This is a genomic window from Panacagrimonas perspica, assembly GCF_004364935.1.
In the GTDB taxonomy this organism is placed as follows: domain Bacteria; phylum Pseudomonadota; class Gammaproteobacteria; order Nevskiales; family Nevskiaceae; genus Panacagrimonas; species Panacagrimonas perspica.
Map to the genome: position 1 here is coordinate 388,424 of NZ_SOBT01000008.1, position 24,157 is coordinate 412,580.

A 24,157-nucleotide genomic window follows, 5' to 3' on the forward strand; every position below is an offset into this window, starting at 1 on the left:
AACGTTTTTTCAAAAACAGGTTTGAGCGGAGACCGCTCGTCGCGAACTTCATCCCTTACATCGCGACGCACCCCGCACGAGCGCCTGAATGCGATCGCGACGGAACCTTAGCGCCGAAAAAACGTCGCGGCGCATCACGGAAATAGAACATTTGCGGTCGAAAAAAACGGTGAGCGTTCTTAGGACGAGGCGCGATAAGAACGTGCCGTTTGCGTGCGTCGTGCTGATCTAACGCATCGCGTTGATGGACTCGTCTTCGTCTCTATCGATATTCGATTTTTCGAATTTCGGGGTCGCGTCCCCGTAGCCCGGGTGAAACCCGGGATTGCCGCTCGACCGAAAGAGAAAAACCCCGGACTTCGTCCGGGCTACGGTTCGCTACACGAATCGCCGATACATCGCGGGCGTCACGAAGCTGTCGAGCAACGTCGAACTGAACAGCCCGCCGAACACCACCAGCGCCACCGGATGCAGCAACTCCTTGCCCGGATCCTCGGCGCCGATCAGCAGCGGCAGCAGCGACAGCGCGGCCACCAGCGATGTCATCAGCACCGGCACCAGGCGCTCGCCGGATCCGCGTAGCACACGCGCGTCGAGGCCAAGATCCGCTTCGCGCGTCGCCAGATCCAGATAGCGTCCGATCTTCAGGATGCTGTTGCGCGCAGCGATGCCGGCGAGCGTGACGAAACCGACGAGGCTCGCCACCGACAGCGGCGTCGACGTCAGACGCAGCGCCAGCGCGCCACCGATCCACGCCAGCGGAATGCTGGCGAGCACGATCAGCACCGCGCGCATCGAGCGGAAGTGTGCGTACAGAAGCGCGGTGATCAGTCCCAGCGCCAGCAATGCCAGGCCGAGCAGTTCGTGCGCGGCCGTGCGCGCCTGGGCGACCTGGCCCTCGACGCGAATCTCGAAACCCGCCGGCAGCGGCAACGCGGAAAGACGTTGCTCGAGGTCGGCGACCGCGGCATCCAGATCGCCCGACGCGAACGCGGAGATCAGCAGCCGTCGTCGACCGTCTTCCCGCAGCACGCGGTCCGGCACATCGACGGTCTCGAGCTTCGCCACCCACTTCAGCGGCACCGGCCCGGCAGGTGAGTCGATCAGCAACGCACCGATGCGCGCCGGATCGCGATCGTGCTCGGGCAGGCGCAGCACGAGGTCGGTGCGATACGGCGCATCGAGCAGGCGCGCCAGCGGGACGCCCGCGCTCAGGCCGGTCACCGTGTCCAGGACGCGGGCAGGCGACAGCCCGTACATCGCGGCCATGCTCGCGTCGATCCTCACGCGCTGTTCACGCGCGCGTCCCACCACGTCCAGCCCGGCCTCGCGCAGGCCCGGCACGTCGGCGAGAACGCTGCGCACCTGCGCCGCCAATGCATCGAGGCGCGCAGCGTCTTCGCCGAAGATCTTCACTGCGACCGGCGCGCGAACGCCGGACAGCAGGTGATCGATGCGATGCGAGATCGGCTGGCTGATGCTGACCTGGCCCGGCAGCACCGCGAGTCGCGCGCCCAGGTCGGCGAGCACCTCGTCGCGGCTGCGCGTCGAGTCCTTCAGCAGGACGTCGATTTCGGAGTAATGCGGGCCTTCGGCGTGCTCGTCGAGTTCCGCGCGCCCGGTGCGCCGGCCCACGCTGCGGGCCTCGGGCAGTTCGAGGATCAGTTGCTCAGCCGCGCGTCCCGCGCGATCCGATTCTTCCAGCGACAGGCCGGGCGAGAGCACGAGATTCACCACCAGCGTGCTCTCGTTGAGCGTCGGCAGGAAGCCGCGGGGCAGAGTCAGCAGGCAGGCCACCGCGACGAGCGCGAGTACGCCGACGCCGGCCAGCAACAGGGATCCCTTGCAGAGCACGATCTCGAGCACGCGCAGGTAGCGCGTCCGCAGACCGTGCAGCCAGGCGCGCTCGCGAGGCAGGTGCGGCTTGTCGCCCATGAAACCGAGCGCGCATAGCGCAGGTGTGACGGTGGCGGCGACCAGCAGGCTCGCGAGGATCGCCACCGCGTAGGCGGTTCCGAGCGCCGCGAACAGCTTGCCCTCGACGCCGCCGAGGAAGAACAGCGGCGCGAAGCCGGCGACGATCACCAGCGTGGCCTGCAGGATGCCGCTGCGTACTTCGGTGGTGGCATCCGCGATCAGCGCAAGGCTCACGCTGCCCGCTTCGCGCAGCCGGCGCGCGACGTTCTCCACACCGACGACGGCATCGTCGACCAGCTCGCCCACGGCGATGGCCAGGCCTCCCAGGGTCAGCGTGTTGATCGACAGGCCGAGCAGCGACAGCGCGAGCACGGCGCCGGCCACCGACAGCGGAATCGCCACCAGCGAGATCGACGTCGCGCGGCCGCCGCTGATGAACAGCGCGAGCACCAGCGCCACGATCAGCGCGCCGTGCCACAGCGCGTCGCGCACATTGCCCACCGACGCCCGGATGAAATCGGCCTGGCGGAACTGCACGCTGCGCACGGTGCCGGCGGGCAGGCCGGCGTCGAGCTGCGCGAGTCGCGCCTCGATGGCGTCGGTCAGCGCCAGCGTGTCGATGCCCGGCTGTTTCTGGATCGCCAGGATCACGGCAGGCTCACCATCCGCTCCGGCGGCGCCGCGCCGGAGCTTGGCGCCCTGCACGACGGTCGCGACCTGGCTGAGCCACACCGGGCCGGCTTCGCGATGATCGACGGCGACCTGTCCGAGTTCGCCCGCATCGAACGGCGTCGCCACACCGCGCAGCGTTCGTTCACGACCGTCGACGTTCTCGATGCCGCCGCCGCGATTCTCGCCGTACCCGCGCAGCGCGCTCTGGATCTGGTCGAGCCGCACGGCGAACAACTTCATCCGCGCGGGATCGGGTTGCACTTCCCATTGCGCGATCTCGCCGCCGATCACGGTCACCTGCGAGACGCCGGGAACGGCGAGCAGCGCGGGACGCAGCACCCATTCCGCGTCGGCGCGCAGATGGCGCAATCCGGTGTCGTTGCCGTTGCGCAGCGCGACCAGCAGGACTTCGCCCATCAGCGACGTCAGCGGACCCAGCCGCGGTTCGACGCCGGGCGGCAACTGCGAGCGTGCCGTGTCGATGCGCTCGGTGACGAGCTGCCGGTTGCGGTACGGATCCGTGCCCCAGGCGAACTCCACCTGTACCAGGGCCAGTCCCGCGACCGAACTCGAGCGCAGCCGCACCAGGTCCGGCAGGCCGGCGAGGGCGCTCTCGATGGGCCACGCGAGCTGCGCAGCCGCATCCTCGGCGCTGAAGTTCGGCGCTTCGAGATGAATGCTCACGCTCGGCCGCGTGAGGTCCGGCAACACGTCGATGTCGATGCGGGTCGCCTGCCAGCTTCCGGCGGCGAGCAGCAGCAGCGCGGTGGCGCATACCGCCACGCGAAAACGCAGGCTCCAGCTCACCAGCGCGTGAAAGCTCACGGGGCGCTTCTCAACGTGAAGCCGACAGCGACGCCGTCGGGATCGCGCCCGACAGGTCGACATCGACGCGAAGATCCAGCGACGCGCCGCGGATCACGAGGACGGCGGGCGTCGTCGTCGGACCGTCCGCGTCCATGCCGATCCGATACACGCCCGGCGCCTCTGGCGCGGCGCGGACGGCGCGCGTGCCGTGCAGGAAGCTGACCTCGAGTCCCGCACGCGGCGCGTTGCTCGAGAAGTCGTCGACGTAGAGAACGATGCCGGCCGCGTCGCGCACACCGACGATTTCCACCGGCGGTGCGTGCAGTGCGAAGCGGGTCGTCGCGAAGGTTGTCTGTGTGGAGACCGCCGCGGTGGTCTCGATCCTGGAATGCGCCTCCGCCTCCCCCGGCAGCAGGCGAGCCAGCACCTGGCCCACTCGCGCGGACCACGACAGGGACGGTGCAGCGGCCACTTCGTTGCGCGGCTCGGCGAAGCGCGCGTCGCGGACGAAGACTTCGTCGGTGAGCGTCGGCAGGAAGGCGAGCAGCGCACGCTGGTCGGCGAGCGACAGGTCGCGCGGCGCGGCGAGTCGCGGATCCAGCGACGCGGAATGCTGGATGCCGTGGGCGTAATGGTCGATCACCTCGCGCAGCGTCTCGAAGCGGCCGTCGTGCATGTAGGGCGCCGTGAGCGCGACGTTGCGCAGCGAAGGCACGCGAAAGCGCCCGCGATCCTTCGGATCACCGCTGATCGCGCCGCGTCCAGGATCGCGCGCCGTCGCGTCGAGTCCGTTGTCGGCAAAGCGGTGGTCGGTGAACAGCGGCTCGGTGTGGCAGGACGCGCATTGCTGGCGGAACACGGCCAGCCCGTGCTCGGCCTCCGGCGACAACGGCGTGCCGCCGCGTGCCGCGCGATCGTAGGCGCTGTCCGCCGACACCATCGTGCCGATGAACTGCGTCAGCGCGCGCAGCATGCGTTGCGAGTCGACGCCCGGCGAACCGAAGGCCTCGGCGAACCGCGCCGGGTAGAGCGGATCGCGACTCAGTTTCTCGATCACCTGCGGCAAGGTGCTGCCCATCTCGACCGGGTTGGTCAGCGGCGCCAGCGGCTGCAGTTCGAGATGCGTGACCGCGCCGTCCCACATGAAGTCGGGTTGCCACGCGAGATTGAACAGCGCCGGTGCGTTGCGCGTGCCGAGCTGGCCGCCGATGCCGTGGCTGACGCGATGGCGCGTGTGCGCGAACGCCGAGGCCTGCTGGTGGCAGCTCGCGCAGGACACGCTGCCGTCGCGCGACAGGCTCGGGTCGTAGAACAGGCGACGGCCCAGTTCGATGCCGGCCGGTGTGACCGGATTGTTCTCGAAGGCGTAACGCGGAGCCGGCCAGCCGGCGGGCGAGGCCAGGCCGCTGCTGGCGTTGGCCAGACAGGGCATCGCCGCCAGCACGAGTGCGGCGGCCGTCCGGTACCACCGGGGCTTCACGAAGGTCCGGTTCCGGTGGATGCGCGACCCACGCTGAACCATCCGGCGTAGCGATCCGCCAGGCCGTCGGCGCCGTCGGGCGACATCACCGTGTGCGTCGTCGCCAGGGGCAGGCCCTCGAAGAAGCGGCCGACATCGGCGCGCAGTTGCACGACGGGCGCCTCGCCCGATTTCACGACCAGTGCGTCGGGTCCCAGCGGCAGCACCAGCGTGCGCGCGAGCCGCGCATCGCCGCCGATGTGGAACGTGATCGCCCCATCGGAATCGCCGGAGGCCGTCGAGTGGCCTTCGAGCGCAAAGAAGATGTAGCCGCTCTTCCAGGTCCAGAACATGCCGCCCGCCGGATCCAGCGCACCGGTCTGTGCGCCGCCGGCGTTGCGTGCTTCGTCGACGCCGACCAGGAACTCCAATGTCTTGTAGCGGCCTGGCGGCACGCGGATGGCCCCGAACTGCAGGCTCGGTGCCTGCGCGACGTCGATCAGCCGGTAGTCGCCCGGCGAATCGTCGGGCGCGGCCGACGAGAACCAGCGCCCGTCCTCGTGCTGCAGGCGGAAGCGGCCGAGGTAGTAGTTCAGGCGCGTCACGCGCAGCGGCGCCTGTTCCGGCTGCGGGTAGTCCACGCCCAGCGCGAACGGCTGCCCATTGACCTGGTGTTCGATCCGCACGCCGATCTCGACGGGCTGGCCCGACTCGGTGGCACCCGGCTTCGAGCACGACGCCGTGGAGGCGAGGAGCAGGGCAGCGGCGAGAACGCGCAGGCCAGTGCCACGAAGGGACGCTGCAGGGAAGGCGACTTCCTTCTTATTGGAGAGTGCTGCGGCTGCGGGCATGGCCGTGGGCTTCGAATGACGATCGCGCGAAAGCCGGAGCCGGCTTCTCAGATCGAAAAATGCTATCGGCGCGCCCGAGTTATGCGAAGGAACGATTCGGGCTAGCGATATGCCGCGAACAATCGGCATCGCGTGGCCCGGGTGAAACACGGGGTTGCCGCTCTCGAGAGGGAGAAGCCCCGGGTTTCACCCGGGCTACGAGGTGGAAGCAGTCCCGTAGCCCGGACGAAGTCCGGGAGCTTTTCGCGACCCGACCGGAACCCCGGGCTCCGCCCGGGCTATGCGGCGGGCATCACCCAAAGCAGCAGGACATGCGCCGGCAAATAAAGCACCACCGGAAACCCGATCAAGGTCACGCCCAACCACGCCCGCTCCGACATCCATTCCTGCGGCCGCTCGTCCGAGAACCCGAAGACGTAGTTGATGTTCACCGGCTCCAGCCCGCGAACCGCCGAAGGCCGCGGCATCAGGAAGTAGCAGACCAGCACCAGCACCGTCCCCATCACGGTCCAGGCCGGCAGCGCACGCGGGTCGTAGCCGGTGCAGTTCAGCAGGTAGAGCAGCAGCACCGGCAGCCATCCATGGAACAACGACAGCCCGCGCAGGAACCGCGAGCGCTCCGCATCGAACATGTAAGCCGTCATGCCCGTCATCGGCAGCCCGAACAGCCGCCCGAAGAAATCGCAGAGCCAGAAGATCTGCGCCACGAGGATGCCGACGGTGGCCACCGACAGCAGCAATGCGCTCTCCGTCCAGACCCCCGCGAGCGTGAGCAGCAGCGCCACATCGCAGAAGTACAGGAAGTTGGTCGGCCCGTACTTGCGCAGGTAGACCGGCACCAGCACCGCCATGAACGCGGTGTAGGCGAGTTTCACCAGCAAGGGAATGTGCGGGTCGGCGAGAGCCACGACGTCGGGTTCTTTCAGAGAGGCAGCGTGTCGCGTGATCGCGGAATGTCAGGACGTATCGGCGTGACGGGAGCGGCAGTTCCCGGCCTTCGTCCGGGCTACGAGTGACGACAGTAGTACGACAGCGGGCTACTTCGCGACGACCTGTGTATCCGGCCCCAGCGAAATCACATCGCTTTTCCTCAGTGCAAAGGGTTGGCGAGGCGCAAGGCTCTTGCCGTTGACGGCCGTCCCATTGGTGCTGCCCTTGCCCTCGGTCCCCACGTCTTCGATCGCGCAGTGATGCTTCGCACACAGGATCGTCGCGTGCTGGCGCGACACCGATTTGTCGGTGAAGACGATGCCGTTGTCGTCAGCGCGGCCCAGCGTGAGCCGGTAGCTTTGGTCGTCGGTGACGACGGCTTCGGTGGGAGTCGCTGTTCCTTTGGTGACGACGAAGCGGTCGATTTGTTGATCGGCTGCGTGGGCGAGGCTGGTGCCGAGCAGGGCCAGGAATGCAATCTGCCGGAAGTGATTTCTGGGAGACATGGGAACCTCCGCGGCTATAGATCGGTACCCGGATCGGGGCGACGACGATGGAACGCCTAGCGCGAGATACGGCTATCAACGCTCCTGCTTCTCGCGCTTCGGTCTTTTTATAAAAAACGTAACGAGACTGGGGCGGCGAGGCCGGTTTGAATCGCTAATGGAACCACACTTCTATTACAAGAGCTGAGTAATAGCTTGCACGATGGGAGGCGCGATCTCTTTGGTGTTGCGTGCGAGAGTGACGACTTTATTTAGGCGATCGATCAGGCCGAAAAAAGTCTTCCATAGACCATGGTCGTCTGGATTCGAGCGTTTGATCGCGTCTTGATGGAGAAGAATAGAACCAACAGAACGCTCAATTTCTCCTTGAATTCCCTCGATTCCACGAATACGGTATGAAACGAAAGCGAGGCGAATCGCCTCAATATTTCTTAGAAGCAGGGCTCTCAATTCGGCTGGTATCGACGAATCAAAAACCTTGTTAAAGATTTCGTCGATGGCGTTTCGAATATCTTTCAGTTCGTCATTCGGGATCTGAGTGAAGCCACTGATCCGGGAAAGGCGATCTGCGCTGAACTGCAGTCCATAAAGAGTGCTGTCGTCGATCTGGGCCTTCCAATGGTCCCAAGCCGAGTCAAGACTGAGCTGCGACAAGAGAGATTCGATTCTCTTGAAAGGTTTCAGATGCAAAGCGTGATCGACGTCCTCAAGTCGTTGAATGGCCGTTTTCGTTTCGTGTACTAGATTTATTAGATCCGCCAGCAGTTTCAGAAGAGAGCTTGTGTCATTAGGTTCGATCTGGAAGACAGTAGCCCATGCTTTCCGCGCCGGTTCCTTAGACTGTTGCTGTCGGGCGCTGAGCAGAATGTCATGAAGCCTTCCTGCCGGGTTATTTTTTACGTCCAATTAACTCTCCCTGATGAAACCATCGGCCTCGACGCCTGCGATTAGCCTCCGTGTTACCGGAGCGAATTGGACGCAACGACGTCGCCCGAAAAAGCTGGTTGGGCCGAGTTGCTAAGGATCGCATTTAATTCCGAGGCGATAGTGACTACCTCTTGTTCGATAGCGAAAACTGCGAAATTCACTCCCTTAAGCATCGCTGCATATTCGCTCATTATTTCCTGGCCAACCAAGGGCGATGGATTGCCCGCTTGCATTTTGCTGAGCTTATCCTCCATTCCGCGAACGATCCACGATCTAAAATCCGCACATGCAACGCCAAACGCTGCATGCTGAGCGGCTAGTTCTGGGAAGTACAGCTTCTGCAGCATTGATGATCGTGAGAACGCGTGCCCGTCTGCTTGGGCCTCACTTCCGAAAAATTTTTGATTCATTTCCAGAGAGAGAGAATCCGCCGCCTCGTACAAGCTTTGGCAGTACTGCTCGAGTTTTACTCGCTTGTGAGTTTCCAGCTCTTTTCGTCTTGCTAGCGAATATTCTATGTCGCTCTTAATCTGCTCGGTAATCTGAGTGGTATCGGCGAGCTGCTTACGGAGCGCGTCCATATCGGCTTTTGTTGCAAGGTGCTCCCCTCTTTTTGCTGCGTAGCTTCCGATGAGCGCCGAGAAAAAGCTCGAAGCGCCAGATACCAAAATGGCTAGTGCGAGGGTCCAGAATTGCGTCTCGCTTAGCCCGGCGATGATTGGCGAGACCATATTCTCTTCCACATGCCACCTCCCACGATGCAGAAACCTGACCGCTTTTAGGCCGACGCCGAACTTCGGCGAGCCATTCCCTAGTCCGACGCTCCGTTTAGCGCGCGCTTAGGTGATCGGCGAAATCGTCGCAGCTCTTCAAGCGGCCGCGCACTCGGCGGTACGTTTTGCCCCAGAAGGGACCTGATCCCATCGTACTCGCCCGATCCTACCCCCGCCTTCAGTTCCCCGGCGAGCCGCCGATAACCAGAAGCAGGCGCCCCGAACCCACCCGCTCGCCACCCGCCACGGATCCCTGGCCCAGAACTTGTACCCCTCCCGTCGAACCGCCAGGGAGGCGCCGCAAATCCGGCGCAGTACGACGACATGAATTCGGCACTGTGGGTCGCCAAGACCGGACTGGATGCGCAGGCCACGCGCATGACGGTCATCTCCAACAACCTGGCCAACGTTGCCACGACCGGTTTCAAGCGCGGCCGGGCGGCGTTCGAGGACCTGCTGTACCAGACGGTGAAACAGGCCGGCGGGCAGACCAGCCAGCAGACGCAGGCGCCGACCGGGTTGAACCTGGGCACCGGCGTGCGCGTGGTGGCGACGGACCGGCAGTTCTCGCAGGGAAACCTGCAGCAGACACAGAATCCGCTCGACATGGCGGTCAACGGCCGTGGGTTCTTCCAGGTCACGATGCCCGACGGCACGACCGCGTACACGCGTGACGGCAGCTTCCAGGTGGACTCGCAGGGACAGCTCGTGACGTCCAGCGGCTTCGCGGTGCAGCCGGGCATCACGATTCCCGAAGGTGCGCAGAGCGTCACCGTCGGAGCCGACGGCACTGTCAGCGTGCAGCTCGCGGGCCAGGCGGCGTCGCAGCAGGTCGGTTCCTTGACGCTCGCGGACTTCGTCAATCCGGCCGGCCTCCAGAGCCAGGGCGAGAACCTCTACATCGAAACCTCGGCCAGCGGTACGCCGCAGACCGGCACGCCGGGTCTGAGCGGACTGGGTCGCGTGGTGCAGGGCTCGCTCGAGTCCTCGAACGTCAACGTCGTCGAAGAGCTGGTCAACATGATCGAGACACAGCGCGCCTACGAGATGAACTCGAAGGCGATCTCGACCACCGATCAGATGCTGGCGTATGTCTCCAACAACCTGTGATGAACCGCAGCGGCCAAGACGCCATGCCACTTCCCGAGACCGCGTCCAGGGGATCGAGCCATGAGAATCGAGGGATTCGTCAGCTTGATGGTCTGCGTGATGTTGTTGTTCGTCCTCAGCTTCTGCGTCGCGGCGCTGACGCGCGAAATTCGCGTGATGGTGCCGGACGGAAAATCGGCGTCGCAGCAACCCCATTCGCAGCAGGCTGCGCCGTCGCACTGAGCCTGTTGCTCGGCGCCTGCGCGACGACCGGCAGCCCGGGCGTGTCCACGCCGCAGGTCTCCGATTCGGTACGGCGTGCGCCGCCGGCCGCCACCGCCGGCGCCATCTACAACGCGGGAACCGGGTTCGCGCTGTTCGAAGACCCGAAGGCGCGCGTCGAGGGCGATCTGCTGACCGTGCTGCTCGTCGAAAAGACGCAGGCGCAGAAGAAAGCATCGACGTCGACCAGCAAGGACACGTCGATCGAAATCGCCAACCCGACCTTGTTCGGACGGCCACTGAGTCGCGACGGCACGCCCATCGGCGAGATCGGCGTGTCCGGATCGCGCGGCTTCGACGGCAAGGGCGACACCAGCCAGTCCAACCAGCTCACCGGCAGCATCACCGTGACCGTCGTCGAGCGCCTGCCCAACGGCAATCTCGTCGTCGCCGGCGAGAAGAACGTGGAACTCAACCAGGGCTCCGAGCGCGTTCGCCTGAGCGGCATCGTGCGCCCGGTGGACGTGCGGCCGGACAACAGCATCACGTCGGACCGCGTGGCGGATGCGCACATCGAGTACGTCGGTCGCGGCGCGCTGGCGGATGCCAACGCGCAGGGCTGGCTGTCGCGCTTCTTCACGTCGCCCTGGTTCCCGTTCTGAGAAACCGACCCATGTACCTGAGATATCCAGCGCAAGAAAACGCAGATGGGCTGCTACCCCCCGACGGCGCGTCCAGCCCGCGCCGGGCGGCCCGTCTGCGTTTTCTTGCGCTGGTGATCGTGCTGGAACTGGCGCTGCTGTTCACCACGATGCCGGCGCATGCCGAACGGGTGAAGGATCTCGCCTCGGTTGCGGGCGTGCGTTCGAATCCGCTGGTGGGCTACGGCCTGGTCGTGGGACTCGACGGCAGCGGTGATCAGACCTCGCAGGCGCCGTTCACGGTGCAGAGCCTGAAGAGCCTGCTCAACCAGCTCGGCGTCACGGTGCCGGCGGGCGTGAACCCCCAGCTCAAGAACGTGGCCGCGGTGGCGATCCATGCCGAGCTGCCGGCGTTCGCCAAGCCCGGGCAGGTCATCGACATCACGGTGTCGTCGCTGGGCAACGCGGGTTCGCTGCGTGGCGGCTCGCTGCTGATGGCACCGCTCAAGGGCGCGGACGGGCAGGTGTATGCCATCGCGCAGGGCAACGTCGTCGTCGGTGGACTGGGCGTGTCCGGCAAGGATGGTTCGCGCGTGTCGGTGAACGTGCCGTCGTCGGGCCGGATCCCGGGCGGCGCGCAGGTCGAGCGCGTCGTGGCGTCGTCGTTCGACGTCGGTCCCGAGATCGAATTGAATCTGCACACGCCGGACTTCACGACGGCTGCGCGCCTCGCGTCCGGCATCAACCAGTTGCTGGGCGGCGACTTCGCCCGTGCGCACGATCCGGTGACGGTCGCCGTTCGTGCGCCGGCGGAACCTGCAGCCCGCGTCGCGTTCCTGGCGGAGCTGGAGAACCTCGACGTCCAGCCGGGCGAGGGCGCCGCGCGCGTCATCGTCAACGCCCGCACCGGCACGGTCGTCGTCGGCAACAAGGTGCGCGTGCTGCCGGCCGCCGTCTCGCACGGCACGCTGTCCGTCACGATTTCCGAAAAGCCCTCGGTGAGTCAGCCCGAGGCGTTCTCGCGCGGCGAGACCGTGGTGGTGCCGCGCAGCTCGATCGAGGTCAGCCAGACCGGCGGAAAGATGTTCGTCATCGATGGTGGCGTGTCGCTGGATGACCTGGTGCGGGCGGTCAACCAGATCGGCGCGTCGCCCGGAGATCTCGTGGCGATTCTCGAAGCGCTCAAGCAGGCGGGTGCGCTGCGCGCCGAGCTGGTGATCATTTGAAGACGCTCCGCATCCTCGGCTACACCGGCGACACGCGACGCAACGTGCCGTGAGCCTGTCGTCGACGCCAGCGGTCACCGATCTGGGTGCGTTCGCACAGCTCAAGGCGTCGGCGCGTGCGAACGATCCGGAGGCGGTGCGCAAGGCGGCGCAGCAGTTCGAGGCGCTGTTCACGCAGCAGCTGCTCAAGTCCGCGCGTGCCGCGAACCTGGGCGACGACGTGCTCGGCGGCGGCCAGCAGATGGATTTCTACCAGGACATGTTCGATCAGCAGATGGCGCTGCACCTGTCGTCCGGCAAGGGCATGGGCCTGGCGGACGTGCTCGTGAAACAGATGCTCGGGACCGGTGCGGCGGCTTCGACCCCAGCGACCGCCGCGTCGTCGTCGTACCAGCCGGTCACGTCGCTGGCGCGCGAAATCGTCTCGACGCAACGCTCGAAATCCAGCGTCGCGACGACCGAATCCAGCGTCGCGACGACCGGCACCTCGCCGGCGCCCGCCGATCCGGCAACGTTCATAGAGCAGATCCGTCCGCACGCGACGCGCGCGGCGCAACAGCTCGGCGTCCCGGCGGAGGCGATCATGGCGCAGGCTGCGCTGGAAACCGGCTGGGGTCGGCACGTTCCGGCGCACGCCGACGGCACGCCCAGCTTCAATTTCTTCGGCATCAAGGCGGACTCGTCCTGGGACGGCGCGCGGCTGGAGAAGGCCACGCACGAACATCTGGGCGGCCGCATGCAGAAGGTCACCGCCGCGTTCCGCTCGTACGAGTCGGTCGGCGATGCCTTCGACGATTACGCCAATTTCCTGCAGTCGAACCCGCGTTACGCGGATGCGCTGCGTGACGGCACCGGTGGCGATGCCAGCGGTTTCGCGCGAGGCCTGCAGGACGCCGGCTACGCCACCGACCCCGCCTATGCGAACAAGCTGCTCAAGTTGATCGGCAGTTCGTCGATAAGCCGGGCAGGGCCCGCAACCAAGGACGCCGCGGCGTAACCGACGCTCATGGCCGATCTTCTCAATACCGGTATCTCTGCCTTGCTCGGGTATCGCAAGGCGCTGGACACGGCCGGGCACAACATCGCCAACGTCAACACCGACGGCTATTCGCGCCAGCGCGTGGAGTTCGTGTCGCGCATCGGCGGCCCGCAGGGCGATGGCTATGTCGGCAGCGGCGTCAGCGCCTCGACGGTCCGCCGCATCACGGATTCCTTCGTCGGCGCGCGCATCGTGTCCGACACCTCGTCGTACCAGCGTGCCGAGAGCTTCGAAGGCATCGCCAGCCAGCTCGATACCTGGCTGTCCGATGCCGCGACCGGCCTGGGCACGCCGATGAAGGGCTTCTTCGACAGCCTGAATGATCTGTCCGCCGATCCGGCGTCCACGGCCAACCGGCAGTCGGTGATCAGCGACGCGCAGTCGCTGGCCACGCGCTTCCACGCGCTGTCGCAGCAGATCGACGGCCTGCAGACCGAGATCAACGGGCGCGTGCGCCAGGATGTCGACGAGATCAACGCAGCAGCGCGGGACATCGCGACCCTGAACGATCGCATCGCGCTGGCCACCGGCGCCGCCGGCGGTCAGCCGCCGAACGATCTGCTCGATCAGCGCGACCAGCTGGTGCAGAAGCTCGCCGGCAAGATCGGCGTGACGACCCACGAGTCCGACAACGGCGCCATCAATGTCTTCGTCGGCAACGGCCAGGCGCTGGTGCTGGGCAGCCAGGCGACGAGCCTGGGCGTCAACGACGACGAGTACAGCAGCGGACGGCTCGACGTCACGTTCAACGGCGTGGCGATCACCGGGCAGATCGGCAGCGGATCGCTCGGCGGCCTGATGGATGCGCAGCGGGCGGTCATCGATCCGTCGCGCGCCAAGCTCGGTCGCATCGCCGTGGGCCTGACCGAAGCCTTCAACGCCCAGCATCGGCAGGGCGTCGATGCCACCGGCCAGGCGGGCGGCGACTTCTTCACGCCGCTGACGGGCAGCGCGCTCGCGTCGCGCGGCAATCACGGAACGGCGAGCGTGGATGTCGGCTTCGGCAACACCGCCGGACTGACGGACGCCGAATACCAGCTGCGCTACGACGGCGCCGCCTGGCAGCTGACGAACACGTCGACGGGTGCGTCGGTTGCGATGACCGGCAGCGGTTCGGCCGGCGATCCCTATGTCGCCGACGGCCTGCGCATCACCATCGGCTCCGGCGCAGTGGCGGGCGATCGCTTTCTCGTCCGTCCCGCGGCCGGCGCGGCGGAAGACATCGCAGTCGCCGTGACGGATGCGTCGCGCATCGCGGCGGCTGCCCCCGGCAGCGTTGCGAATTCGAGCGACAACACCAACGCCCGCGCGCTGATGGGGCTGTCGACCCAGCGTGTGCTCGACGGCGGACGCAGCACGCTCAACGCCGCCCACACCGCGCTGGTCAGCGGCGTCGGCAACCAGGCGCAGCAGGCGGGTGTGACGCTGACGGCGCAGAAGACCTTGCTGTCGCAGTCGGTGGCGGCGCGCGACGCGACGTCGGGCGTGAATCTCGATGAAGAGGCGGCCGACCTGGTGCGCTTCCAGCAGGCTTATCAAGCCGCCGCGCAGGTCATCGCCGTGGCGGACACCGTGTTCCAGTCGCTGCTGGCGGCGACACGGAGATAGACATGAAACCGCATCAGTCGAAATCCGCCCCCCGTAGCCCGGACGAAGTCCGGGATGCGCCTCGATCACGCGGCCGGTTCCCGGACTTCGTCCGGGCTACGGATTCGATCGCCGGGTCATCGCCATGAGAGTCTCCACCGCCGCATTGCACGCCCAGGGCGTGGCCAACATCCTGCGCAACCAGAGCGCGCTGGCCAAGACGCAGAACGAGCTCGCACTCGCGACCCGTCTGGTATCGGCCAAGGACGATCCGGGCGCCTGGGCGCGTGCCGCGGGACTCGATCAGCAGGTCGCGCAGTTCGCGCGCTATCAGGACAACGCGTCGGTCGTCGAGCATCGCCTCGGTCTCGAGGAGACGGCGCTGACGTCGGCGACCGAAGTGCTCGACCGCGTACGCGAACTGGCCCTGCAGGCGAACAGCGCGAACGCCTCCCGCGATGCACGCCAGTCCATTGCGCAGGAGATGCAGTCGCAGCTCGAGCAGCTGCTGGCGATCTCCAACAGCGGCGATGGCGAAGGACGCTACCTGTTCGCCGGTACCAACGATGGCTCCGCGCCGTTCTCGATGGCCGCCGTGGGCGCCAACTACTCGGGCAACGCCAGCCAGCGGCTGATGGACATCGGGCCGGAGCGCAGCGTCGCGCTGGGCGATACCGGCGCGCAGGTCTTCCAGAATCTCAGGGGCGGCAACGGCACGTTCGCCGTCTCGGCGGCCGCCGGCAACACCGGCACCGTGAAGCTCGACGGCGCCAAGGTGTTCGACGCGTCGGCCTGGGATGGCGGCAGCTACACCGTGAGTTTTGCCGCGGGCAATTACCAGGTTCACGACGCCGGCAACACGCTGGTGGCGTCGGGCGCCTACCAGAGCGGCACCGCCATCCGCTTTCGCGGCGCGGAGCTCACGCTCAGCGGCGCGCCGGTCGACGGCGACTCGGTGTCGGTGACGCCCAGCCAGACGCAGGACATGTTCACCGTCGTGCAGAACATGATCGCGCTCGTGTCGGCGATGCCAGCCGATGCCGCGGGTCGTGCGCACGAGCAGACGAATTTCTTCGGCGCGTTGCAGGAACTCGATACCGCAATGGAGCGCGTGATGTCGGTGCGCGCGACGGTGGGTCATCGCCTCAACGCGGTTGACGACGCCGGATCGCAGATCGAGGCGCTCGACGTGCAGGCCAACAGCACGCTGTCGAGCCTGCGGGATCTCGACTACGCCGAAGCGACGGCGCGCCTGAACCTGCAGATGACGGCGCTGCAGGCCGCGCAGCAGTCGTATTCGCGCATCCAGGGCATGAGCCTGTTCGACTTCCTCCGCTGATCGGTCGCAGCGCACCGTCGATCGTCGTCGCAACACGCCCCTAAAGATTTCGCGGAATCCGCCGAAAAACTTCACAGCAACGGCTTTCCAACCCAACCGCCGAAGCAAGTCCTGAGGCCTGTGCCCGCCGGGACCCCTACGCCAACAGGAGTGACTCTCATGCCGCAAACCATCAACACCAACGTGATGTCGCTGAACGCCCAGCGCAACCTCAACACGTCGCAGACGTCCATGGCGACCTCGCTGCAGCGCCTGTCCTCGGGCCTGCGCATCAACAGCGCCAAGGACGACGCCGCCGGCCTCGCCATCACCGAGCGCTTCACCACGCAGATCCGCGGTCTCGACCAGGCGGCACGCAATGCCAACGACGGCATCTCGCTGGCGCAGACGGCCGAAGGCGCGCTGGTGGAAGTCAGCAACAACCTGCAGCGTATCCGCGAACTGGCCGTGCAGAGCCGCAACGCCACCAACAGCGCGTCCGACCGCGCCGCGCTGAACACGGAAGCCCAGGCCCTTCGCGCCGAAATCGACCGCGTCGCTTCGCAGACCTCGTTCAACGGCGTCAACCTGCTCGACGGCTCGTTCACCAACCAGACCTTCCAGGTCGGTGCGAACGCCGGCCAGACGATCAACGTCGCCTCGATCGTGGATGCCAGCTCGGCCAACCTCGGCACCTACACCAGCGCACAGGTCACCGGCGTAGCCGCAACGGCGTTCACGGCCGTCACGGCGGGTCACCTCACCATCGACGGCGGCAACGGCAACGGTGCCATCAGCGTCGGCGGCATCGGCGCCGACACCAGCGCCACGGAGCGTGCGGCCAGCGTGCGCACGGCGGTGAACTCGGTGTCCGACCAGACCGGCGTCTACGCGGTGAACGACACGGCCACCACGGTGACCCTGGTGTCGACGACGGGTGCGATCACGATTGCGCACGCGGGCGCTTCGTCTTCGACTGCCATCACCGGCCTTGCGGCCGCCACGACGGCAACGACGACGAGCACGGGCTTCGCCACGCTCGACATCTCCAGTGTCGCCGGTGCGGATTCCGCGATGCGCCAGATGGACGCGGCGCTGAGCTCGGTGAACTCGGCACGCGCCTCGCTGGGTGCGGTGCAGAACCGCTTCAGCTCGGTGGTCGCCAGCCTGCAGACGACGTCGGAGAACCTGACCTCCTCGCGCGGCCGCATCCAGGATGCCGACTTCGCGAAGGAAACCGCCAACCTGACCCGCTCGCAGATCCTGCAGCAGGCCGGCACGGCGATGCTGGCCCAGGCCAACTCGGCGCCTCAGAACGTCCTCAGCCTGCTGCGCGGCTAAGGGGTGATGTAAACCGCGACGGATCCGGAACCCTGGCGGGATCCGGGTCCGTCGCTTTCCAACTCGTCATACGGAGGTGGTCATGGCCACCGACATACAAGGCATCAACAGCGTCGCCTTCGTTCCCCCGAGCGAGGGCGTTCGCGCGTTTCCGGCATCCGCGCCGAGACTGGCAGCGCCGATCTCACCCGGACCCGAAGTCGAGGCGCCGATCGATCTGGAAGCAGCGCTCGACGACCTGGCCGCGCGTGCGGCCGAGTCCGGCGCAGCGCTCGATTTTCGCATCGACGACGACTCGGGACGCGTGGTGGTCAGTGTCGTGGATCGCAGTGACGGCACCGTGCTGCGGCAGATGCCGAGCGAGGAAGCCTTGCGCATCGCGCGCAGCCTCGCGCGGTACGAGCCGCACCTCATCGAGCTGCACGCCTGAGCGCGTGGATTCGGGCAGAACCTTCAGGAGACGGCGACATGGCGGGCATCACATCGAGCGGTGGCGTACTGGATGTCGCCAGCCTGGTTTCGCAGCTGGTTTCAGCCGACCGCGCGCCGGTCGAGAACCGGCTGAACCTGCGCGAGAGCACGGCCAAGACGACGCTGTCGGCGCTCGGCATCTTCAAGTCGGCGATGAGCGGCTTCCAGAGCGCCGTCAATGCGCTCAAGGGCAGCAGCAGCGGGCTGGGCAAGCTGACGGCCGTGTCCTCGACGCCGACGCTGTTCACCGCCACGACGGGTACCGGCGCCGTCGCCGGCAGTTTCGGCGTCGAAGTGATGCAGCTCGCGCGGGCGGGCAAGATCGCGACGGGCACGTATGGGTCGGCCGACGCGATCGTGGGCAGCGGCACCGTGACGGTTTCGGCGGGCGCAGAGTCCTTCGACGTCGTGCTCACCGATGGTGACAACACGCTGGCCAGCTTGCGGGACAAGATCAACACGGCCGCCGACAACACCGGTGTGAGCGCCACCATCCTCAACGAGACGGGTGGGGCGCGCCTGGTGCTGACCTCGCGTCTGACGGGTGTGGCCAACACGGTTTCGCTGAGCTCGGCGGCCGAAGTCGGTGGCGCGGCGTTCGTCACGACCAGTTCCGTGCAGACCGCGCTGGACGCCGAAGTGAAGATCGACGGCTTCGCGTACACCAGTGCGTCGAACACGCTCGACAAGGCGGTCGATGGCGTGACGTTCAACCTGTTGAAGGCCGAGCCCGGGACGGTGGGCACGCTGGACCTGAGCCTGGATTCGGGCAGTTCCTCGCAGGCGGTGGAGGCGCTGGTCAAGAGTTACAACGCGCTGGTCGCAACGGTGGCCACCTACAGCAAGTACGACGCATCGACCAAGATCGCCGGTCCGCTGATGGGCGATGCCTCGGTGCGCTCGGCGATGCAGCAGGTGCGCAGCGTGCTCGGCGGCTCGGCCACCGGTGGCGACTACAGCCTTCTCGCACAGCTCGGCATCACCACGCAGCCCGATGGAGCCTTGAAGCTGGATTCGGGCAAGCTGAGCAACGCCCTGCGGGCGGATCCGGATGGGGTGAAGGCGCTGTTCGCCGGCACCGACGGCTACGCCACGCGGCTGTCCGGACTTCTCGACGGTGTGCTCGGCAGTGGAGGGCGCCTCGAAGCCGGCACCAAGGGCTTGCAAGCGCGGCTCGAGGACATCTCCGATCGGCGCGATGCGCTCGACCTGCGCATGCAGGGATTGCAGCGACGCTACATGGCGCAGTTCACGGCACTGGATTCGCTGCTCGGTCAGTTGTCGAGCACGAGCAATTACCTGACGCAGCAGCTGGGCAACCTGCCAGGGGCGTACCGCGGCTAGCGAGGCGCCGAGACTGCATCGCGCGCACGGCGCGGTGTAGGTTCTTGCAGCCCGTCGACCCGCAACGGCGGCCACGGGTCGCGCATCCCCTGCTCAAGCGGGAACCTGCTGACGACCTGCGGGCGTCGATCGGGATCGGCAGCGGTTCGAAGATCTCGACACCTCGTCGCCCGACGAAGTCCTGCGATGTTGCTTTCGCGCCTGCGAACCGCACCGATCCCACCTGCCGACCTTTCGATCGGGGACACCACTGCGGTCTTTGACCCTTAATGCATCGGACAGGAGCCGCATGGCGGAGTCCTCAACTCGAGGCATCAGGAATGGCGTCGGAATCCCTTTCAAGAATCGTCACTCGTCGTATCCCGTTCGACTTTCCGCAGGATGTGAAGCCGCACTGGATTCCCGACAAACCCGAGCTCGCGCACTTGTGGAACGGCGCCTCGATGACCATGCCCTACCTCGAACCGTTCCTGATACGAACGATGCGCGAGGCGCTCAAGCAGGTTCAGGATCCCGTCGTGCACGCCGATGGCGAAGCGTTCATATCGCAGGAAGGGCAGCACTACCGCGTCCACCGGCGCTTCAACGACCAGCTCATCGCCAGCGGCGGATATACGGAACTCGCCGCCGTCGAGGCGCAGATGGAAGTGTTCTACGCCAAGCTGTCGACCCGATCCCTGGGCTGTCGTCTCGCGTTCTCGGCCGGATTCGAGTCGATGACGATGGGCATGACGCGCTGGCTCATCGGCGAGCGATGCAAGCTGTTCAAGGATGCGGATCCGCGCGTCGTGTCCTTCGTGCTCTGGCACATGGTCGAGGAGACCGAGCACAAGACGGTGGCGTTCGACGTCTACCAGACCCTCTACGGGAATTACTGGCAACGGATGTTCGGCGTCCTGCACGGCTCGTACGGCGTGCTGAATTTCGGCGTCCGCGCATGCGTGCTGATGCTGAAGAAGGATGGCCTCTGGAAGGGCTGGCGGTCGCGCTGGAAATTCTTCGCGCAAGGGGTCACCGCGGTACGCCACATCGGGCCCTACCTGCTGCGGGCGATGCTGCCCTGGCACGACCCCCGGGCCGAGCGTGACCTGGAATGGGTCCGCGAGTGGCTCGCGCGATTCCCCGCAGACGTCGCGGACGGCTCGATCCCCATGGTCGATACCCGCGATCCGCTGATGCCCGTCCCTTCAATGACCGTCAAATCCAACGAGGTGAGCTATGGAACATGAGATCAAGGATACCCAGCGTCTGCTGGTCGGCAGCGGCGCGCTGTTGCTTCTGTTCGCAGGACTGGCCGGATTCGGGTTCCTGTTCTTCCTGCTGGGCAAGATCGAGCTGTGGCCGTTCCTCTACATCGAATACCAGATGCCGGGCTCGCTCAAGGCATGGCGGATGACCCATCTGGAAGGCGTGATCAACGGCCTGATCCAGTGGATCTTCGCGCTGATGCTGCCCTTGCTGCCGTTCGCGGCGAAGACGCTTCGGCGCATGAGCCTCGGGTTCATCTCGATCGGATGGCTGTTCACGGTGGCTTCGCTGTTCGACGCGATCTTCCCCAACAGCCGGGGCCTGGCCTTCGGTGGCGAGATCACCAACACCATCGCCTTCCTGATGTTCTACTTCGGCATCCTGGTGTTGATCGTGATCCTGATCGCGATCGCCTGGCGAACCCTGGTCGGCGGTCGCGGCGGCCGCGGATGAGTCCGGCCTGAGACGCCTCGAGGCCTGCGGCGGAGGACGTCGTCCTGGGGTGAACCCTTGCGTCCTCCGCAGGACTCCTCGCATTGAACGCCCGCCCGCCGCCGCGGGTGGGAAAGCCAGATCGAAAGGATGGGCTTTCTGCAGGCCTCCGGACATATGATCCCGCCCGGCAATCACACACCACCCCATAGAGGGTGACGGATTGCAGACGGCAGCGCGTGATGGCGCTGGCCGTGGATCGTGCCAAGGGAGGAGTCATCGTGAAGTCAGCCGCCAATGCGACCAGCCTGCCCCAGGGCCTGATCGCAACCAAGCTCGTGCCCGCCGCCATGGACAGGCGCCTGGTGTCGCGTGAGTCCTTGTTCGGCTCGCGGACGGGCTGGGGTGGCATGTCGCCGGTGGTCAGCATCGTCGCGGCGGCGGGCTCCGGGAAATCGACCCTGATGGCCCAGCTGCATCACGACATGGTCGAGCAGGGGGTCTCCACCTGCTGGCTGAGCCTGGACGCGGACGACAACACGCCGGCGGTGTTCGCGGTCTATTTCCTTTCCGCGCTGAGCAGCGTCGACCCGAATCTCGCGCGCGAGGACCTCTCGACGCTGCGGTCCAACCCGGTTCGCGACTTCGACGTGTTCTTCGACGCCCTGGTCGCGCGCCTTTCGGCGATCGACCGGCCCACGACCGTTTTCATCGACGATTTCCAGCACATCGGTCATCCGCGGGTCCTGCGTTTCCTCAACCGGCTGCTGGCGCACCTGCCGCCCTGTCTTCACCTCGTCTTCGCCAGCCGGGTCCAGCTCCCGCTCGACCTCGCGCGCCTGCGCGTGGCGGGCGCGCTGATCGAGGTCGACCAGGATCACCTCAACTTCGATGCGACCCAGGCGGGCGTGTTCCTGAAGCGCTACCACGACGTGGAGCTCGCGCCGGACGACCTGCAGGCGCTCATCACGACCACCGAGGGCTGGCCGACCGGCATCCAGCTCGCCGCGCTGGCGATCCGGCGGCACCGCGGATCGGCCGGCGAGCTGATCAAGAGCTTCTCCGGGCGCGACAAGGACCTGACCCGCTACCTGGTGGAGACGGTGCTCAGTTCGCAGTCGGAGATCGTGCGCCAGTTCCTGCTGACGACGGCGCCGCTGCGGCGCATGTCGCCCGACCTGTGCCGCGCGACCTCCGGCCATGCCGACAGCGGCGAGATGCTGGAGCATCTCGAGCGCTGCAACCTGTTCGTGATCGCGCTGGACCGCAACGGACAGTGGTACCGCTACCACCATCTGTTCGCCGAGTTCCTGCAGAACGAACTCCGGCGCACCGCCCCGGAGGCCTACCGCGATGTCTGCGAACGGGCGGCCGACTGGTGCCAGGACAAGGATCTGACGACCGAGGCCATCCAGTACGCGCTCGATGGCGAGTGCTACGAAAAGGCAACCGACCTGATCGCGCGCCACAGCCCGAAGCTCGCGCAGTTCGACGGTGACCATTACACCGTCCTGGACTGGATGCGACGGCTGCCGACGCAGTTCCACGATCACCGTCCGGAGAGCCTGCTCGCGCACGCCTGGTCGCGGGCGTTTTCGCGTGGCACCGGCATCGCGATGCAGCTCACCGAACAGGTACTCGAGGGACTCAAGGCGGAACCGGGTACGAACTGGGATCTCGACGACGCCCGCAGGCAGGGCCTGCGAGTCACGGCGCACGTGGTGCAGGCGGTGACGCATGCGGCCGCGGATGAGATGGAGTCGTGCTTCGCGCGGGCCGGCGAACTTCGCGCGAGCCTGCCGCCCTCCGAGGATTTCCTGATCGGGACGATCTGCAACTGTCTGAGCCTCTGCCACTTCGCCAAGGGTGACTTCGAACTCAGCGCGAAGGTGGCAGTCGACGCCTACTTTCACGGCCAGCGGGCCGGCGCCGTGTTTCCCACGCTGTGGGCCGATTTCCTGCAGGTGATGGCCAACGTCGAGCTCGGACGCCTGCACACCGCGCACGAGGTCGCCCAGCGCGCCTATGCCTCGGCACGATCCGAAGGCTCGAGGCATTCCTACGGCGTCGGCCTGTCCAGCCTGATCAACGCGGAAATCGCGATCCAGCGCTGCAACTTCGACAGCGCGCGCGAGTTCCTCGGCGACGGGAGCATCTTCAAGGAAGTATTCGGTCCGGCCGAGCCGGTCCTCGCGGCCATCCGCAACGAGGCGCGGGCCCAGGCCTGGAACCAGGAACTCGGCGCCGCCTGTCGCGTCCTCGAGCAAGGGCAGCACACGGCCCTCGGTACCCAGCATCCGCGTCTCTACGCGGCGCTGGCGATCGAAGAGGCGACGCTGCAGCTGATCGCTGGCGACACCGCCGGTGCGAGCCAGACCGCGAGCAGGACGCGACTGCTCGACGATTCGGACAGCACCCGCACCTCGTTCTCGCGCCGCCCGCTGCGGGGCGCGCTGCAACTGCTGGCGGCCCGCTTCCAGCTCGCGCAGCAGAACCCGGATGCCGCGGCCAGGATCCTGACGCAGCTTCTGCAGGCCCGGGGCGCTCCGACCCAGGGGTGCTTCTTCCTCACGGTCACCGCCGTACGCGCCGTCGCGCTCTGGAATGCCGATCGCCGCAATGACGCGGCGCGCGAACTCGACCGGGCGCTGCGCGCGGCCGCGCCGGAGTTCCACGTCTATCCGATCGCGTCGGCCGGGCGTGCGCTGCTTCCCGTTCTCGACGCCATCGCCCAGCGCCGGACCGACGCGGTGTCCTGCGCCGACCTCGACAAGAAGCTGCTGCTGCAGCGCAGCCTGCATTCGATCCTGCGCGGCGAGTCATCGGCGCAGCCGGCCGCGGAGACCAGGCCCGCGCGCCGGTCCGACATGGTCGAATCGATGACGGTGCGGGAAACCGAACTGCTTCGCCTCGTCGACGCGGGCCTCGCCAATCGACAGCTCGCGGATGCGCTGCTGGTATCGGAGGCCACCGTGAAATGGCATCTCCACAACATCTACGAAAAGATGGGCGTGCGCAGCCGCAGCGCGGCCGCTGCCCGGGCGCGCGAGATGCAGCTGTTCTGAACGGCGCGATGCAGGCGGGGCGGGATGTGGCCTCGCAGGTCGGCGCCTGAATTGATGTGCGGCTTCGAGGCCAGCGCGTGAGCGTCGCGCCTGAATGCGCGCCCGACGGCCCTCGATGACGGCTGCGGTGCGACGCCGCCACCGCGCGCCAGCGCGCTAGCAGACCTCGAAGCGGGTCTCATCTTCTTTGCAGTGGCATGCACCAGATGCGGCGCCGGCGCGCCGGATCTCGCCGTGCGCAGGTGCGAAATCCGCTCGGCGATGCACGCGTTCGAGTGGACAGCCGTCTTCG

20 protein-coding genes are annotated in these 24,157 nt (G+C 66.5%); 13 read left to right on the forward strand and 7 right to left on the reverse strand.

Features of this window, described 5'->3' with window-relative positions; translation table 11 throughout:
- Positions 1-378 precede the first annotated feature (378 nt).
- The 7 genes from DFR24_RS01790 to DFR24_RS01820 all read right to left on the reverse strand — a co-directional run bounded on the left by DFR24_RS01790 (position 379) and on the right by DFR24_RS01820 (position 8,812).
- The gene (locus tag DFR24_RS01790; protein ID WP_162850978.1) at positions 379-3,414 is read right to left on the reverse strand and encodes an efflux RND transporter permease subunit; all 3,036 of its coding nucleotides are present in this window, start codon (positions 3,412-3,414) and stop codon (positions 379-381) included.
- A gap of 10 nt (positions 3,415-3,424) precedes the next feature.
- The gene (locus DFR24_RS01795) at positions 3,425-4,876 is read right to left on the reverse strand and encodes a cytochrome-c peroxidase (protein ID WP_246051475.1); all 1,452 of its coding nucleotides are present in this window, start codon (positions 4,874-4,876) and stop codon (positions 3,425-3,427) included.
- Positions 4,873-5,706, reverse strand: a complete 834-nt coding sequence (locus tag DFR24_RS01800; RefSeq protein ID WP_133879642.1) for an MbnP family protein — start codon at positions 5,704-5,706, stop codon at positions 4,873-4,875. The genes DFR24_RS01795 and DFR24_RS01800 overlap by 4 nt, the downstream gene beginning before the upstream one ends.
- Before the next feature lie 278 nt (positions 5,707-5,984).
- Positions 5,985-6,614, reverse strand: coding sequence for a hypothetical protein (locus DFR24_RS01805; protein WP_246051476.1), 630 nt, complete (start codon positions 6,612-6,614; stop codon positions 5,985-5,987).
- Between the two features lie 129 nt (positions 6,615-6,743).
- Complete coding sequence (locus DFR24_RS01810) at positions 6,744-7,142, reverse strand: FHA domain-containing protein (protein WP_133879643.1); 399 nt, start codon at positions 7,140-7,142, stop codon at positions 6,744-6,746.
- Between the two features lie 174 nt (positions 7,143-7,316).
- Positions 7,317-8,048: a hypothetical protein gene (locus DFR24_RS01815; RefSeq protein WP_133879644.1), complete on the reverse strand. Its 732-nt coding sequence runs from the start codon at positions 8,046-8,048 to the stop codon at positions 7,317-7,319.
- Between the two features lie 53 nt (positions 8,049-8,101).
- The gene (locus DFR24_RS01820; RefSeq protein ID WP_133879645.1) at positions 8,102-8,812 is read right to left on the reverse strand and encodes a hypothetical protein; all 711 of its coding nucleotides are present in this window, start codon (positions 8,810-8,812) and stop codon (positions 8,102-8,104) included.
- Positions 8,813-9,166: 354 nt separating this feature from the next.
- Here DFR24_RS01820 and flgG point away from each other — a divergent pair, with 354 nt between their 5' ends.
- From flgG to DFR24_RS01880, 13 genes are all read left to right on the forward strand, one after another.
- Positions 9,167-9,952, forward strand: a complete 786-nt coding sequence (flgG, locus tag DFR24_RS01825; protein ID WP_133879646.1) for a flagellar basal-body rod protein FlgG — start codon at positions 9,167-9,169, stop codon at positions 9,950-9,952.
- Positions 9,953-10,012: 60 nt separating this feature from the next.
- Positions 10,013-10,174, forward strand: coding sequence for a hypothetical protein (locus tag DFR24_RS24810; protein WP_246051477.1), 162 nt, complete (start codon positions 10,013-10,015; stop codon positions 10,172-10,174).
- Between the two features lie 41 nt (positions 10,175-10,215).
- Positions 10,216-10,815, forward strand: a complete 600-nt coding sequence (gene flgH, locus DFR24_RS01830; protein ID WP_246051478.1) for a flagellar basal body L-ring protein FlgH — start codon at positions 10,216-10,218, stop codon at positions 10,813-10,815.
- Between the two features lie 149 nt (positions 10,816-10,964).
- The gene (locus DFR24_RS01835; RefSeq protein WP_366518894.1) at positions 10,965-12,020 is read left to right on the forward strand and encodes a flagellar basal body P-ring protein FlgI; all 1,056 of its coding nucleotides are present in this window, start codon (positions 10,965-10,967) and stop codon (positions 12,018-12,020) included.
- A gap of 49 nt (positions 12,021-12,069) precedes the next feature.
- Complete coding sequence (gene flgJ, locus DFR24_RS01840) at positions 12,070-13,017, forward strand: flagellar assembly peptidoglycan hydrolase FlgJ (RefSeq protein ID WP_133879649.1); 948 nt, start codon at positions 12,070-12,072, stop codon at positions 13,015-13,017.
- A 9-nt stretch (positions 13,018-13,026) separates the two neighbouring features.
- The gene (flgK, locus tag DFR24_RS01845) at positions 13,027-14,667 is read left to right on the forward strand and encodes a flagellar hook-associated protein FlgK (protein ID WP_133879650.1); all 1,641 of its coding nucleotides are present in this window, start codon (positions 13,027-13,029) and stop codon (positions 14,665-14,667) included.
- A 124-nt stretch (positions 14,668-14,791) separates the two neighbouring features.
- Positions 14,792-15,985 carry a flagellar hook-associated protein FlgL gene (gene flgL / locus DFR24_RS01850; protein WP_133879651.1) on the forward strand — a complete coding sequence of 398 codons (1,194 nt, stop codon included), beginning with the start codon at positions 14,792-14,794 and terminating at the stop codon, positions 15,983-15,985.
- Between the two features lie 159 nt (positions 15,986-16,144).
- Positions 16,145-17,305 (forward strand): flagellin, encoded by a 1,161-nt coding sequence (locus DFR24_RS01855; protein ID WP_133879652.1) that lies wholly within the window; start codon positions 16,145-16,147, stop codon positions 17,303-17,305.
- Between the two features lie 82 nt (positions 17,306-17,387).
- A complete protein-coding gene (locus DFR24_RS01860; protein ID WP_133879653.1) occupies positions 17,388-17,735 on the forward strand; it encodes a flagellar protein FlaG in 348 nt (115 codons plus the stop codon).
- Between the two features lie 38 nt (positions 17,736-17,773).
- A complete protein-coding gene (fliD, locus tag DFR24_RS01865; RefSeq protein WP_133879654.1) occupies positions 17,774-19,120 on the forward strand; it encodes a flagellar filament capping protein FliD in 1,347 nt (448 codons plus the stop codon).
- Positions 19,121-19,440: 320 nt separating this feature from the next.
- On the forward strand, positions 19,441-20,349 hold the full coding sequence (locus DFR24_RS01870) for a metal-dependent hydrolase (protein WP_162850979.1): 909 nt from the start codon (positions 19,441-19,443) through the stop codon (positions 20,347-20,349).
- The gene (locus DFR24_RS01875) at positions 20,339-20,821 is read left to right on the forward strand and encodes a hypothetical protein (RefSeq protein ID WP_133879656.1); all 483 of its coding nucleotides are present in this window, start codon (positions 20,339-20,341) and stop codon (positions 20,819-20,821) included. The genes DFR24_RS01870 and DFR24_RS01875 overlap by 11 nt, the downstream gene beginning before the upstream one ends.
- Positions 20,822-21,081: 260 nt before the next feature.
- Positions 21,082-23,865, forward strand: coding sequence for a LuxR C-terminal-related transcriptional regulator (locus DFR24_RS01880; protein WP_162850980.1), 2,784 nt, complete (start codon positions 21,082-21,084; stop codon positions 23,863-23,865).
- The last annotated feature ends 292 nt before the right edge of the window (positions 23,866-24,157 follow it).